Origin of the sequence: Streptomyces sp. NPDC089915 (genome assembly GCF_040684675.1) — a bacterium.
Lineage (GTDB): Bacteria > Actinomycetota > Actinomycetes > Streptomycetales > Streptomycetaceae > Streptomyces.
Window position 1 is genome coordinate 1 of sequence record NZ_JBFBGN010000003.1, and the last position, 13,405, is coordinate 13,405.

A 13,405-nucleotide genomic window follows, 5' to 3' on the forward strand; every position below is an offset into this window, starting at 1 on the left:
AGGCGGCGTCGCTCTGGATGGAGTCCGAGGCGGGCCACATCTGGGTGCGCCCGTAGCCGTGGGCGGCGATGGACAGGTACCAGAAGGAGTCCCAGGAGCCGCCGAGCACCTTCACGGGGTCGCGCCCGGCCCACCAGGCCCCGAGGGCGATCACGAGCGCCCCGCCCCCGCGCACGGCGGCGAACACCGCGAGGGCCCGCCCGGCGCCCCGGGCCGGCTCCGGTCCCGGCGGGGCCTGCGCGGGGGCGGGCGGGGTCCGTCTCGTCGTGGCGTCCATGCCGGGCCCTACAGGGCCCTGAGGCGGTCCACGGCTTCGCGGAGGACCTCCGTCTTCTTGCAGAAGGCCCAGCGGACCTGGGTGGCGCCGGCCTCGCGGTCGTCGTAGAAGACCTGGTTCGGGATGGCGACCACCCCGCAGCGTTCGGGCAGGGAGCGGCAGAAGGCCAGGCCGTCCTTCTCGCCCAGGGGTGAGACGTCGGTGGTGATGAAGTAGGTGCCCTGCGGGCGGAAGACCCGCAGTCCGGCGGCGGTGAGCCCGTCGGCGAGCAGGTCGCGCTTGGCGGCGAGGTCGGCGCGGAAGGCGTCGTAGTAGGTGTCGGGGAGGGCGAGGGCCTCGGCGACGGCGTACTGGAAGGGGCCGGAGGAGACGTAGGTGAGGAACTGCTTCGCCGAGCGGACGGCCGAGACCAGCGCGGGCGGGGCGGTGATCCAGCCGACCTTCCAGCCGGTGAAGGAGAAGGTCTTGCCGGCGGAGGAGATGGTGACGGTGCGCTCGCGCATCCCGGGCAGGGAGGCCAGCGGGGTGTGGCCGCCCTCGAAGACGAGGTGCTCGTAGACCTCGTCGGTGACGACGAGGAGGTCCCGCTCGACGGCGAGTTCCGCGACGGCGGCGAGCTCCTCGGGGGTGAGGACGGTGCCGGTCGGGTTGTGCGGGGTGTTGAGCAGCAGCAGGCGGGTGCGCGGGGTGACCGCGTCGCGCAGGGCGTCGAGGTCGGGGCGGAAGTCCGGGGCGCGCAGGGTGAGCGGGACGCGGACGGCGCCGGCCATGGCGATGCAGGCGGCGTAGGAGTCGTAGAAGGGCTCCAGGGCGATGACCTCGTCGCCCGGTTCGAGGAGGGCGAGGAGGGCGGCGGCGATGGCCTCGGTGGCACCCGCGGTGACGAGGACCTCGGTGTCGGGGTCGTAGCCGAGGCCGTAGAAGCGCCGCTGGTGGGCGGCGATCGCCTCGCGGAGCTCGGGGACGCCGGGGCCCGGCGGGTACTGGTTGCCGCGTCCGTCGCGGATCGCCCGGACGGCCGCCTCGGCGACCTCGGCGGGGCCGTCGGTGTCGGGGAAGCCCTGACCGAGGTTGATGGACCCGGTGCGGGCGGCCAGCGCCGACATCTCCGCGAAGATCGTGGTGCCGAAGGCCGCGAGGCGGCGGTTCAGGAAGGGGCGGTCGCTGCCCACGGGTGCGCTCATGGGCGCCATCCTGCGGGCAACCTCTGGAGTTGCTCAAGTGTGCTTTGGCGGGTTTGGCCTGCGGGCATCCCCCCTGCACGCGGGACACGGGGGTCCCGCACCCCGGGCGACCGGGGCGGTTTCGGGAAGGGGGCGGGGACGTGGTCATCGTCGTACTGGTCGTAGGGGCGATCGGGGCGCTGGTCGTCTGGATCGCGAGGAAGTTCACCGGTGGGGGCGGATCCGGCAGCGGCGGGGGTTCCGGCAGCTGGTGGGCGGGCGGCGGGGGCTCCTCGTCCTCCTGCGGTTCCTCCTCCTCGTGCGGTTCCTCGTCCTCCTGCGGTTCTTCGTGCGGGTCGTCCTGCGGTGGCGGCGGGTGCGGGGGGAGCTGACACTGGAACGGTGCGGCCGCGGGCCGCGTGGACAGGGCGCCCGGCGGGGACAACTTCCTTCGGGCGTCTTCTTGTTCGGGTGTGTACGAAGGCGTACGGACGGCCTGTTCTTGAACACGTGAACCGGGTAGCCCCCGAGGGGATGTAAACCCCGTCAAGTTGGGTAAAAACGCTGTGAGTGCCGTGCCTTTCATGATTCCCTCGGTTGAGTAGACCAGTCCTCGGAGGACCTCCCTGGACTTCCTGTGGACCCGTGCCGGTGTCCCCCCACCCGTTGCATACCGCTGGCGGGGTCCGGCCCCTCTCCCTCGCGCGTTTGCGGAGCCGACTCATGCTCACGACCCTCCAGACCACCTACACCGACACGCGTGCCGCCGATCTCGCCTGGGCCCTGGGACGGGACCGGCTGCCCGCCCTGGCCGTACTGAACCTCCAGCTCCAGGACGCGAAGGTGGAGTTGCGCCTGCTCGGCGCCTCCCACCAGGTGCTCCTGGAGGAGGGCGAGGTGCGCTGCTCGGAGACGGTCGCCTGCATGCCCGGCAGCCGCACGCCGCTGCCGCTGGGCGTGGCGAAGCGGGTGGGGGACTGGGAGTACGAGTTCGCCGCGCGCGTCGAGACCCTCTCGCGCGGCTCCTTCGCGGGGCGGGCCCAGGAGCTGCTCGCCCTGGTCGCGGACCACCCGAACGGACTAGCGGGGACCTTCCCGGGCGACCCGCACGCCTTCACCGCGATGCTCGCGCAGCGGCACGAGGGGCAGGTGCGCTGGCGGACCTGGCACGCGTATCCGCAGGAGGGGCAGCTGGTGGCCACCCGGACCCGGGTGGGCGTGCGGATGGGGGCGCCGGTCTAGCGCCCGTCCCGTGCGCCCCGGTTGTACGGGGATTACGCCAACTGGCCGGATCGCCCGGACACTTACACCCATGTGGGTGACAGGGTGTCAGTGGGCGGTGACGTACGGTTCGCTGCATGATCGACCGTTCCGCCCCCCGCGGGGTGCTCCCGGCGGCGGAGCCGCGGGGCGTGCAGACCGTCCCGGCCGCCCTGCCCGTACAGCCCCGGACCGGCCGACTCCTCGTGCTGGCCACGGTGTTCGTCTGCGCCGCCTGCGGGCTCGTGTACGAACTGGAGCTGCTCGCCCTCGGCTCGTACCTCATCGGCGACTCCGTCACCCAGGCGTCGGTCGTGCTGTCCGTCATGGTCTTCGCCATGGGCGTCGGCTCCCTGCTCGCCAAACGGCTGCGCGCCCGGCCGGCCTTCGGCTTCGCCGCCATCGAGGCCGGGCTCGCCCTGCTCGGCGGCTTCTCCGCCATGGCCCTCTACGCGAGCTTCGCCTGGCTGGGCGAGTCCCGGCCCGCGCTCGTCGCGTTCTCCTTCGCCATCGGGGTGCTCATCGGTGCCGAGATCCCGCTGCTGATGGTCCTCATCCAGCGGATCCGCAGACAGGACGCCGGCGGGGCCGTCGCCGACCTGTTCGCCGCCGACTACGTGGGCGCCCTGGTCGGCGGGCTGGCCTTCCCCTTCCTGCTGCTCCCCGTGCTCGGCCAGCTCACCGGGGCCATGCTCACCGGCACCGTCAACGCCGTCGTCGGCGGCGGGCTCGTCCTGTGGCTGTTCCGCCGCGACCTCAGCCGGCGCTGCCGCTGGCTGCTCCTCGCGGTCAACGCCCTGGTGCTCGCCGGGCTGGCCTGCGCCACCCTGCTCGCCGACGACTTCGAGCGGGTCGCGCGCACCGCCGTCTACGGCGGGGAGGTGCGGGTCGCGGTGCAGACCGGGGTGCAGGAACTGGTGCTGACCGGCCCCTCCACCGGCTCCCCGCGCTCCCTCGACCTCTACCTCGACGGGCGGCTGCGGGTCAGCGGCTACGACGAGTACCGCTACCACGAGGCCCTCGTCCACCCCGCGATGACCGGCCCGCACGCCCGCGTCCTGGTCCTCGGCGGCGGTGACGGGCTCGCCGCCCGCGAGGTGCTGCGCTACCCGGACGTCACCTCCGTCACCGTCGTCGAGCTCGACCCCGGGGTCGTCGAGCTCGCCCGCACCGATCCGATGCTCTCCGCCCTCAACGGCCGCGCCTACGAGGACCCGCGCCTGGGCGTCGTCTCCCAGGACGCCTTCCGCTGGCTGCGCGGGCCCGCCGCGCGCGACCGGTTCGACGTGATCGTCTCCGACCTCCCCGACCCGGGGATCACCCCGAGCACCAAGCTGTACTCGCAGGAGTTCTACGGGCTGGCCGCGCGGGCCCTGAACCCCGGCGGGCGCATCGCCGTGCACGCCGGGCCGCTGACCACGCGGCCCCGTACGTACTGGACCGTCGAGTCCACCCTGCGCGCCGCCGGCCTGCTCACCACCCCCTACAGCGCGGGCGGCCGGCTCTCCGGCTTCGCCGCCGGGCCCGACCGCACCCTCGGCGGCTCCGACGCCCCGCCGCAGGACTGGGGCTTCGTCCTCGCCGCCCGGGACCGGGTCCCCGAGCTGCGGGTGGACCGGGACACGCCCGCCCTGCGCGCGGTGTCCACCCGGGGCCTCCAGGACGCCGCCCGGGACGCGGCCCGCACCCGGCTGACCGGCCTGCCGCCCTCCACGCTCCCGCACCCGCGCTACTCCTGATGCGCGGGGGCGTCGCGTCCGTGTGCAGGGGCGGCTCTCGTCGGTAGGCTCGACCGCATGGAGCATCAGGTGTTCGTCCCGGTACCGGCAGACGATCTGCGCGCCGTGCTGCGCGACCCCGCCCGGACGGCCCGCTGCGTACCCGGGCTCCAGCGGGACGCCGACACCGGCACCGGCGGCGCGGGAGGCGGCGGGCCGGTCGCCGGGCGGCTGAGGCTGCGGGTCGGCTCCGCCAGCGTCACCTACCGGGGGACCCTGACGGTGACCGAGCGCGATCCGGAGCACTTCACCGCGCGGGGCGAGGGCTCCGAGGTGCGCGGCACCGGCACCGCCACGTTCGCGGCCGGGCTGGTCCTGGCCCCCCACGAGGGCGGAACCCGGCTGGAGTTCACCCTGGCGGCCACCGCCGACGGGCGGGCCGCCGCCTTCGACGCCGAGGCCCTGACCACCGCCGTCGGGCGGCTGCTCGACCGGCTCTGCGCGAACCTGGCCGAAGCCGCCGGACCGGGGAAGCCCGAGGAGGCCGCGCGGGAGGAGGGCGACGGGCCGGGGGCCGCCGGGCCGTCCGTGTTCGACACCGAGGTGCCGCCGCCGTCCCTCGACCCCTTCCTGGACGAGGGGTTCCCCGACCTGCCCGACTTCGCCGGGCTCCCGGAGCTCGACGGGATCGGGGAGGGCGCCGGACCGGACGCGGCGGTCCCCGCCGACCCCACCGCCCCGGCGAACCCCCCGGCCGAGGCCGCCCACGCCCGCCGCACGATGATCGGCCGCAGCGCCGAGGAGGTCGACCACGCGCCCCCGCGCGGCCGTTACGCCCCCGTCCCGGCCCCCTCGGCCGGCGCCGGCGGCCCCGCCATGCGCTGGATCGCCCCGGCCGCGGCCCTCGCCCTGGCCTCGGCGGTGGTGGTCGGGCGGGCCCTGCGCCGCCGCCGCTGAACCGCCCCCGCTGGACCGCCGTCGAACCGCCGCCGAGCCGCTGTTGAGCGGGGGCCGACCCCGGTCGCCGTAGGGTCGGCCGTATGAGTACGCAACTGAGCGCCGGCGGCGCCGACATCACCATCGACCAGGAGAACGGCTGCCGGATCGGCAGCCTGCGCGTCGACGGCGTGGAGCTGCTGCGCCAGGGCCCGCGCTACGGGTCCTTCCCGATGGTCCCCTGGTGCGGCCGTACCGCGGACGGCCGGTTCCGCGACGGCGGCACCGTCCACCAGATGCCCGTCAACCACCCCCCGCACGCCATCCACGGCCTCGGCCGCGACCTGCCCTGGCGGACCGCCGGCGTGTCCGGCACCGGAGCGGCCTTCTACTTCGACCTCGCCGACCCCTGGCCGCACGCGGGGCGGGTGACGCAGACCTTCGAGCTGAGCGCGGACTCGCTGAAGATCACCATGGGCGTGGAGACGTACCAGGACTCCTTCCCGGCCCAGGCCGGCTGGCACCCCTGGTTCAACCGCACCCTCACCGCCGGCGGCGGTGAGGCGCGGATCGCCTTCGAACCGGCCTGGCAGGAGGAGCGCGGCGAGGACTACCTCCCCACCGGCCGGCGGATCGACCCCGCCCCCAGCCCCTGGGACGACTGCTTCGGGATGCCCTACGGGGTGGACGTCACCCTCACCTGGCCCGGGGAGATGGAGCTGAAGGTGACCAGCCCCGCCGAATGGGTGGTCGTGTACGACGAGCAGCCCGAGGCCGTCTGCGTCGAGCCGCAGTCCGGTCCGCCGAACGGCCTCAACACCCTTCCGCGCCTGGTCACCCCGGTGGACCCGCTGGAGGTCTCCACGACCTGGACCTGGCGGCGGCTCGGCTAGCGCCCCCTTAAGCTCGACGGCATGACTGACGTACGCGATGCGCTTCTGCAGCAGATCAAGGACAAGGCCGTCGTGCACGGCAAGGTGACCCTCTCCTCCGGCAAGGAGGCCGACTACTACATCGACCTCCGCCGGATCACCCTCGACGGCGAGGCCGCCCCGCTGGTCGGTCAGGTCATGCTCGACCTGACCGCCGACCTGGAGTTCGACTGCGTCGGCGGTCTGACGCTGGGCGCCGACCCGGTCGCGACCTCGATGCTGCACGCCTCCGCCGCGCGCGGGGAGCGCCTGGACGCCTTCGTGGTCCGCAAGGCGCAGAAGGCGCACGGCATGCAGCGCCGGATCGAGGGCACCGACGTCAAGGGCAGGCGCTGCCTGGTCGTCGAGGACACCTCCACCACGGGCGGCTCCCCGCTGACCGCCGTCGAGGCGGTCCGTGAGGCCGGCGGCGAGGTCGTCGCCGTCGCCACCATCGTGGACCGCGGCGCGGCCGAGGCCATCGCCGGCGCGGGCCTGCCCTACCTCACCGGGTACCAGCTCGGCGACCTGGGTCTGGCCTGACCCTCCCTCCGGCGGCCCGGTCGTCTCGGATCGTGGTCGCGAAGGAGTGGTGACGCGGTCACGGAGCGGGTTCGGCGGAACTGGTGACCAAGGTCCCCGGACGCTCCACCTCCGCTCCTGACCTGCACCTTTTCGGAAGGGCCGGGTGTTTCACGTGAAACACCCGGCCCTTCTCGCCGTACGAGGGCCGTCACGCGGGGTGGAGTGCCGCGCCGAGTCTGGAAAGATAGGCGCGACGTCTGACGTCGCCCCCAGGTCAGGGCCCGCAATAAGCACACTCCCCGCACATCCAAGGAGCGGACAGATGCCCATCGCAACCCCCGAGGTCTACAACGAGATGCTCGACCGGGCGAAGGCAGGCAAGTTCGCCTACCCGGCCATCAACGTGACCTCGACCCAGACCCTGCACGCTGCGCTGCGCGGCTTCGCGGAGGCCGAGAGCGACGGCATCATCCAGATCTCCACCGGCGGTGCCGAGTTCCTGGGCGGCCAGTACAACAAGGACATGGTCACCGGCGCGGTCGCGCTGGCCGAGTTCGCGCACGTGGTCGCCGCCAAGTACGACATCACGGTCGCGCTGCACACGGACCACTGCCCGAAGGACAAGCTGGACGGCTACGTCCGCCCGCTGCTCGACATCTCCGCCGAGCGCGTGGCCAAGGGCCTGAACCCGCTCTTCCAGTCGCACATGTGGGACGGCTCCGCCGAGACCCTGGCCGACAACCTGGCCATCGGCCAGGAGCTGCTCGCCAAGGCCGCCGCCGCGAAGATCATCCTTGAGGTCGAGATCACCCCGACCGGCGGCGAGGAGGACGGCGTCAGCCACGAGATCAACGACGAGCTGTACACCACCGTCGAGGACGCGATCCGCACCGCCGAGGCCCTGGGCCTGGGCGAGAAGGGCCGCTACCTGCTGGCCGCCTCCTTCGGCAACGTGCACGGCGTCTACAAGCCGGGCAACGTCGTCCTGCGTCCCGAGCTGCTCAAGGACCTCCAGCAGGGCGTCGGCGAGAAGTACGGCAAGACCAGCCCGTTCGACTTCGTCTTCCACGGCGGCTCCGGCTCCACCGAGCAGGAGATCGCCACCGCGCTGGAGAACGGCGTCGTGAAGATGAACCTCGACACCGACACCCAGTACGCCTTCACCCGCCCGGTCGCGGACCACATGTTCCGCAACTACGACGGTGTCCTGAAGGTCGACGGCGAGGTCGGCAAGAAGAACACGTACGACCCGCGCACCTGGGGCAAGCTGGCCGAGGCGAGCATGGCCAAGCGCGTCCTCCAGGCCTGCGGTGACCTGCGTTCCACGGGCACCCGGCTGAAGTAGTCCCCGGCGCTCCCAGCGCCCCGGGCCTCGAAGGGGGTCCGCCGGTCCGGAAACGGACGGGCGGACCCCCTTTTCGTGTGCGCGAGGTGACGTACGCCGGTGGACGTCCGCCCGGGCGATGGTGTGGAATCTACCCAGAAGAAACGTACCCGTGGGAATGTAAAGCCGGCGGGCCAGGAGAGGCGACGCCACATATGAGGACAGAGCGACCCCAGGTGAAGCAGGACCGGGCGGTGCGCACCCGCCGCGCCATCCTGGACGCGGCGGCCGTGGTGTTCGAGGAGCACGGCTACGACGCGGCCAAGCTCTCGGACATCGTCAACATCGCCAAGGTCACCAAGGGCGCCCTCTACTTCCACTTCGAGTCGAAGGAGGGCCTGGCCCAGTCCGTCATCGACGCCCAGAACGGGGGCCAGCCGCAGGCCCTGCCGCAGCAGTACAAGGCGCAGGAGTTCATCGACATCGGCATGGTCTTCTCGCACCAGATGCGGCACGAGGTGCTGATCCGGGCGAGCGCCCGGCTGACCCTGGACCAGACGGGGCCCCACCTGGACCGGGTGACGCCCTATGAGACCTGGATCGACCTGTGCGCCGGCGTGCTGTCCGAGGCCAGGCGGCGCGGGGAGCTGCTGCCCGGCGTGGACCCGGTCGTGCCCGCCCGGCTGATCGTCGGCGCGTACGCGGGGCTGAACACCATGTCCCACACCCTCGGTCTCGACCTGGACGCACAGGTCGCCGAGCTCTACACGCACGTGATGCCGAACGTGGTGGTGCCCGCCGTGGCCATCCGGCTGGACAGCGCCCCCGGCCGCGGCGCGCGGGCGCTGTACGGGCCGCAGGGCCTCCACTCCTGCCGGGTCGGCTGCGCCAACGGGGTGCTCCCGGCCGACGGCGGATCCGGGGAGGACGAGGACGGCGATCCCACGGTCTGAGACGCCCCGTCCGCCGACCGCCCTGCCCTCTTCCCAAAAAGATCCTTCCGGGTATGATTTTTTTGCTCGCCTGCCCAGGGAGAACACTGTGGACATTGAGGTACTCGGCGCACCACGGGTCACCGAGAACGGTGTGCCCATCACCGCCCCCACCGCGGAGTCCCGGCACGTCCTGGCAGCCCTCGCGGCCTGTCCCGACCGGCTCGTGCCCAGCCGCGTGCTCGCCGACGAACTCACCCGCCACACCCCGCCCGAGCACTCCCGGGCCGCCCTGCACACCGCCGTGCGCCGACTGCGCGAGCGGTTCGCGGAGGCCCTCGGGGCCGGCTCGGTCCGTACCCCGGAGACGGTTCTGTGCGCCCGGCCGGGCGGCTACCTCCTCGACACCGGCGGCGGCCGCTGCGACGTCCGCGAGTTCGAACGGGAGGCCGGCGCCGGCTACCGGGCCATGGGCCGCGGGGACTTCGGCCAGGCCGCCTTAAGGCTGCGCCGCGCCCTCGACCTGTGGACCGGGCCCGCCCTCGACGGCATCGACGCCGGTGCCTGGCTGCGCGGCCGCACGGCCGTCCTGGAGGCCGACCGGCTCTCCGTGCTCGGCCAGTGGGTCGAGGCCGAACTCGCCCTCGGCCGCCACGGCGAACTGCTCCTGGAACTCGCGGGCCTGCGCGGCGCGGGCGGCCGGCGCCCCCGCGGCGCCTACCTGGCGGCCCTGCACCGGGCCGAAGCCCGGGTCACCGCCCTGCGCGCCGCCCTCCCCGCCCCCGGAATGACCCTGGCGGGTGCCGTACGCCGCTGACGCGCCGCCCTCGACCCCGCCTCGCCCCCTGCCTTGACCCGCCGCCGCCCGGAACCTAGGTTCGGGGCGGGACGCGGGAAAACGGCTGGTCGGAGGGGGCGGCAGGATGCGCGGGGACGACGCGGGCGCACTGGCCGTACTGGAACTGCTCGCCCAGGACGCCCCGCCCGACCGGTACGAGGCGCTGCTCACCGAGGCGCGGGCGGCCGGAGCCGGCGACGCGGCCCTCGACGGACTCACCCGCGCCCTGGAGCTGGCCCGCTCGGTCCAGGCCCGCGCGAGCCGCAGCCGGCAGCGCGAAGGCGCCCTGACCGCGCTCGTCGACACCGCGCACGACCTCACCTCCCCCTACGACATCGACGGCCTGCTCCGCCTGATCACCCGCCGCGCCCGCCGCCTCCTCGGCTTCGACATGGCCTGGCTGTCCCTGAGCCGCCCCGACGGATCGGCGTACGTCCGCACCTCCGAGGGCGAGACCACCGCCCTGAACGTGGGCCTCGAACTCGGCACCGGGCGCGGCCTCGGCAGCATCGCGCAGGCCCGCCGCTCGCCGGTGTGGACCCCCGACTACCTCGCCGACCCCACCATCGCGCACGCCCCCGGCATCGACGCCGTCGTCGAGGCGGAGGGCCTCCACGCGATCATCGCGGTGCCGCTGCGGCGGGGGGACTCGACGCTCGGCGCCCTCTACGGCTCCGACCGCGCCGTGCGGCAGTTCACCCCGGACGAGATCGGCATCATGCTCTCCCTCGCCGACCTGGCCGCCGTCGCCATCGAGAAGGCCCGGCTGCTGGAGCAGACCCGCGACCAGGTCAGCGAGCTGGAGGCCTTCGGCTCGCGCACCAACACCGCCCTCACCCGGGTCCGTTACCTGTGGGAGTGCCACGCCCGGCTCGCCGGGCTGGTCCTGGACGGAGCCGGGCTGCCCACCCTCGCCCGGGCCACCGCCGACGCGCTGGACGGCGTGCTCCAGGTGCGCGACCCGGGCGGGCGGCCGCTCACCGCGACCGGGGAACTGCCCGGTCTGGACGAGGAGGACGTCACCAAGGGCGCCCTCCAGGCACTGACCGACCGGCGCCCCGTGCGGCTGCCCGGCGACCTGTGGCTGGCCCCCGTGCTGGCCGGGGCCGAGGACCTCGGGGTGCTGCTGCTCAGTGCCTCGGCGCCGCTCGCCGACGAGGACGTGCGGCTGCTCCAGCTGGCGGCCCAGTCCGTGGCCTGCCTGATGCTGGTCCAGCGGGGCACCGCCGCCGCCGAGGGCCCCGTCCACGACGAGCTCCTCGCGGACCTCCTCGACCGGCCGCACTCCGTCGACCTGCACCTGCTCGAACGCACCCGCCGGCTCGGCATCGACCTCGACCGCCCGCACGTGGTGGTCGTCGCCCGGCCCGAGGGAGGCGAGCTCGGCAAGGCCGTCGCGTGGGCCAGCTCGTACGCGTACCGGATGGGCGGCCTCAAGGGCGTCCGCCGGGGCTGCATCGTCCTCGTGCTGCCCGGCACCGACGCCTCCGCCGCCGCCCACCGGGCCTCCGGGGAGCTGTCCCCGCTGCTCGGCCACGCGGTGTCCACCGGTGCCGCCGGACCCGCCGGCGGCCCCGGCGAGGTGGCCCGCGTCTACGCCGAGGCGGTGCGCTGCCTCGACGCGCTGACCGCCCTCGACGGCGCCGGGGGCACGGCCTCCCTGCGCGAACTGGGCTTCCTCGGGCTGCTGCTGTCCGCCGACCACGACGTGGAGGCGTACATCGCCGGGACCATCGGCCCCGTCCTGGAGTACGACACCGACCGGCCGACCGAGCTGACCCGCACCCTGGAGGCGTACTTCGCCTCCGGAGCCAGCCCCACGCACGCCGCCGAGGCCCTGCACGTCCACCCCAACACGGTCTCCCGGCGGCTGGAGCGCATCGCCGAACTGCTCGGCCCCGACTGGCAGAAGCCCGCCCGGGCGCTGGAGATCCAGATGGCGCTGCGGCTGCGCAGGACCCGTACCGTCCTGCACGACCGCCGCACCGCCGCCGGCCGCCCGGGGACGCCCGCCTAGCCCGCCTTCGCCGCCCGGGCCGTCCAGCCGTCCAGCCGTCCGGGCCGCCTTCCCCGCCCGGGCCGTCGAGGCCCTCTCCACGGTCTACGCGGCCCCGTACGCGACCCCGTGGCCCTCCGTCCCCGTCAGCGCGCGGGCGGCGTGCGCCACCGAGGCCAGGGTGACGTGCCGGTGCCAGCCCGGCAGGGCCCGCCCCGCGAAGTCGCGCAGCCCCGCCTCCTGTCCGCTGTGCTCGGCGGCGAACGCCACCCGCCGGCCCTGCTTCGTCAGCCGCAGCAGCGGGCCCACCGGCAGCCGCACCAGGTCCGTCACCCACATCTGCGACGGAGCGCGGCGCGGGTCCGCCCACTCGCCGACCAGCAGCAGGTGGCGCCGGCGGGCCGGGGAGGGGTCGGGCATCATCACCCGCACCGCGACCGCCAGGGTGCTGCGGTGCCGGCCGCCGCCGGCCGCCGGGTCCGGATCGGTCCACTCGACCGGCGTGCTCAGCCCCTTCACCGACTGCAGGACGTCCCGCGCGCAGCGGATGCCCGCGCCGTGCCCGGGCAGCGCCGGATCGGTGACGAGCAGCGGGGTGGCGGGGCCGACCCGGGCGATGACGGGCAGCCCGGCCTCGGCGAAACGGTTCATCGTGGAGCGCGTCCCGATCTGCCGGATGTCCAGCACCACGGGCCGCACCGGGCTCCCGCCGCGCCGCACCGTGGAGATCACGGCGGCCGCCGCGGCCTCCTCGTACGAGGCCCGCGCGCTGTGCTCGTCCGCGGAGCCCGGGCCGGACCGGCCCTCGTGCTCCTCCTCCGGCAGGTACATCTCCCAGCCCACCGGCGTGGCCAGCGAGGCCGAGGCGAACCAGGTCCCGAACGCCTGCTGCCCCCGGAACATGTGCCCCTGGTGCGGGTCGAAGCGGTTGGCCACGCCGACCGAGTGCTCCCCGCCCTTCGGGATGGCCATCGGCTGCGCCACCCACGCCGTCAGCGGACCGGCCGCCTCCAGGAACCGGGAGAGGTCGGCGCGGATCGGCCGCCAGTCCCAGGTGGAGCCGGAGATGAAGTGGTGCATGCTCTGTTCGGCCGCCCCGCCGCCGACCTGGCCCGCGATCCCGCGCATGGACTTGCGGCCCGGGAGGGCGAGCAGCCCCTGCACGTAGCGGCGGCCCTTCTCCCGCTGGTCCTTGCGGCGCAGGGAGGACAGGACGGCGGCGCACAGGTCGTCGGCCGCCTCCCGGGCCGGATCCGCCGGCCCCCTCCCGCCGGTGTTCCCGTCCCCGCTCCCCGTGCCCGTCACGTCCCCCGTGATGGTGCTGATGGTGTTCATGGTGGTGCTGCTCATGACCGCTTTCACGACATGCCCCCTCGGCGTGCGTCCACTGCCCCTCTACCGTCCGACGAGGACACCCCGTTCGGGGAGGTGCGCCGGTCACCGCGCTCGCCCCGGAGGTGGTGGGATCCCCACCACCCCCCGGCGACTTGACGGACTGCCGGCCCGGACCTGGCCGGATCACCGC

11 protein-coding genes and 1 pseudogene are annotated in these 13,405 nt (G+C 74.2%); 9 read left to right on the plus strand and 3 right to left on the minus strand.

What is annotated here, in order from left to right:
• Together AB0O29_RS01650 and AB0O29_RS01655 are read right to left on the minus strand one after the other, a co-directional pair.
• Positions 1-277, minus strand: a pseudogene (locus AB0O29_RS01650) (hypothetical protein); the annotation flags it as partial.
• An 8-nt stretch (positions 278-285) separates the two neighbouring features.
• On the minus strand, positions 286-1,470 hold the full coding sequence (locus tag AB0O29_RS01655; RefSeq protein WP_365144387.1) for a pyridoxal phosphate-dependent aminotransferase: 1,185 nt from the start codon (positions 1,468-1,470) through the stop codon (positions 286-288).
• Between the two features lie 693 nt (positions 1,471-2,163).
• On the opposite strand from AB0O29_RS01655, the gene AB0O29_RS01660 reads away from it, so the two are divergent.
• The 9 genes from AB0O29_RS01660 (at position 2,164) to AB0O29_RS01700 (ending at position 11,901) form a co-directional block, all read left to right on the plus strand.
• On the plus strand, positions 2,164-2,682 hold the full coding sequence (locus tag AB0O29_RS01660; RefSeq protein WP_344169353.1) for a DUF2617 family protein: 519 nt from the start codon (positions 2,164-2,166) through the stop codon (positions 2,680-2,682).
• A gap of 116 nt (positions 2,683-2,798) precedes the next feature.
• The gene (locus AB0O29_RS01665) at positions 2,799-4,439 is read left to right on the plus strand and encodes a polyamine aminopropyltransferase (RefSeq protein ID WP_365144390.1); all 1,641 of its coding nucleotides are present in this window, start codon (positions 2,799-2,801) and stop codon (positions 4,437-4,439) included.
• A 57-nt stretch (positions 4,440-4,496) separates the two neighbouring features.
• Entirely contained in the window at positions 4,497-5,375 is an 879-nt protein-coding gene (locus tag AB0O29_RS01670; protein ID WP_365144393.1) for an SRPBCC family protein, read from the plus strand.
• A gap of 83 nt (positions 5,376-5,458) precedes the next feature.
• Complete coding sequence (locus tag AB0O29_RS01675; protein ID WP_365144396.1) at positions 5,459-6,247, plus strand: aldose 1-epimerase; 789 nt, start codon at positions 5,459-5,461, stop codon at positions 6,245-6,247.
• A gap of 21 nt (positions 6,248-6,268) precedes the next feature.
• A complete protein-coding gene (gene pyrE / locus AB0O29_RS01680; protein WP_365144399.1) occupies positions 6,269-6,808 on the plus strand; it encodes an orotate phosphoribosyltransferase in 540 nt (179 codons plus the stop codon).
• 304 nt (positions 6,809-7,112) lie between these two features.
• A complete protein-coding gene (gene fbaA, locus AB0O29_RS01685; protein ID WP_365144402.1) occupies positions 7,113-8,135 on the plus strand; it encodes a class II fructose-bisphosphate aldolase in 1,023 nt (340 codons plus the stop codon).
• 194 nt (positions 8,136-8,329) lie between these two features.
• On the plus strand, positions 8,330-9,067 hold the full coding sequence (locus tag AB0O29_RS01690) for a ScbR family autoregulator-binding transcription factor (RefSeq protein ID WP_365144405.1): 738 nt from the start codon (positions 8,330-8,332) through the stop codon (positions 9,065-9,067).
• 88 nt (positions 9,068-9,155) lie between these two features.
• Complete coding sequence (locus tag AB0O29_RS01695; protein ID WP_365144408.1) at positions 9,156-9,863, plus strand: BTAD domain-containing putative transcriptional regulator; 708 nt, start codon at positions 9,156-9,158, stop codon at positions 9,861-9,863.
• A gap of 106 nt (positions 9,864-9,969) precedes the next feature.
• Entirely contained in the window at positions 9,970-11,901 is a 1,932-nt protein-coding gene (locus AB0O29_RS01700) for a helix-turn-helix domain-containing protein (protein WP_365144411.1), read from the plus strand.
• Between the two features lie 84 nt (positions 11,902-11,985).
• On the opposite strand, the gene AB0O29_RS01705 is transcribed toward AB0O29_RS01700, so the two are convergent.
• On the minus strand, positions 11,986-13,230 hold the full coding sequence (locus AB0O29_RS01705) for a transposase (protein WP_365144414.1): 1,245 nt from the start codon (positions 13,228-13,230) through the stop codon (positions 11,986-11,988).
• Positions 13,231-13,405 lie beyond the last annotated feature (175 nt).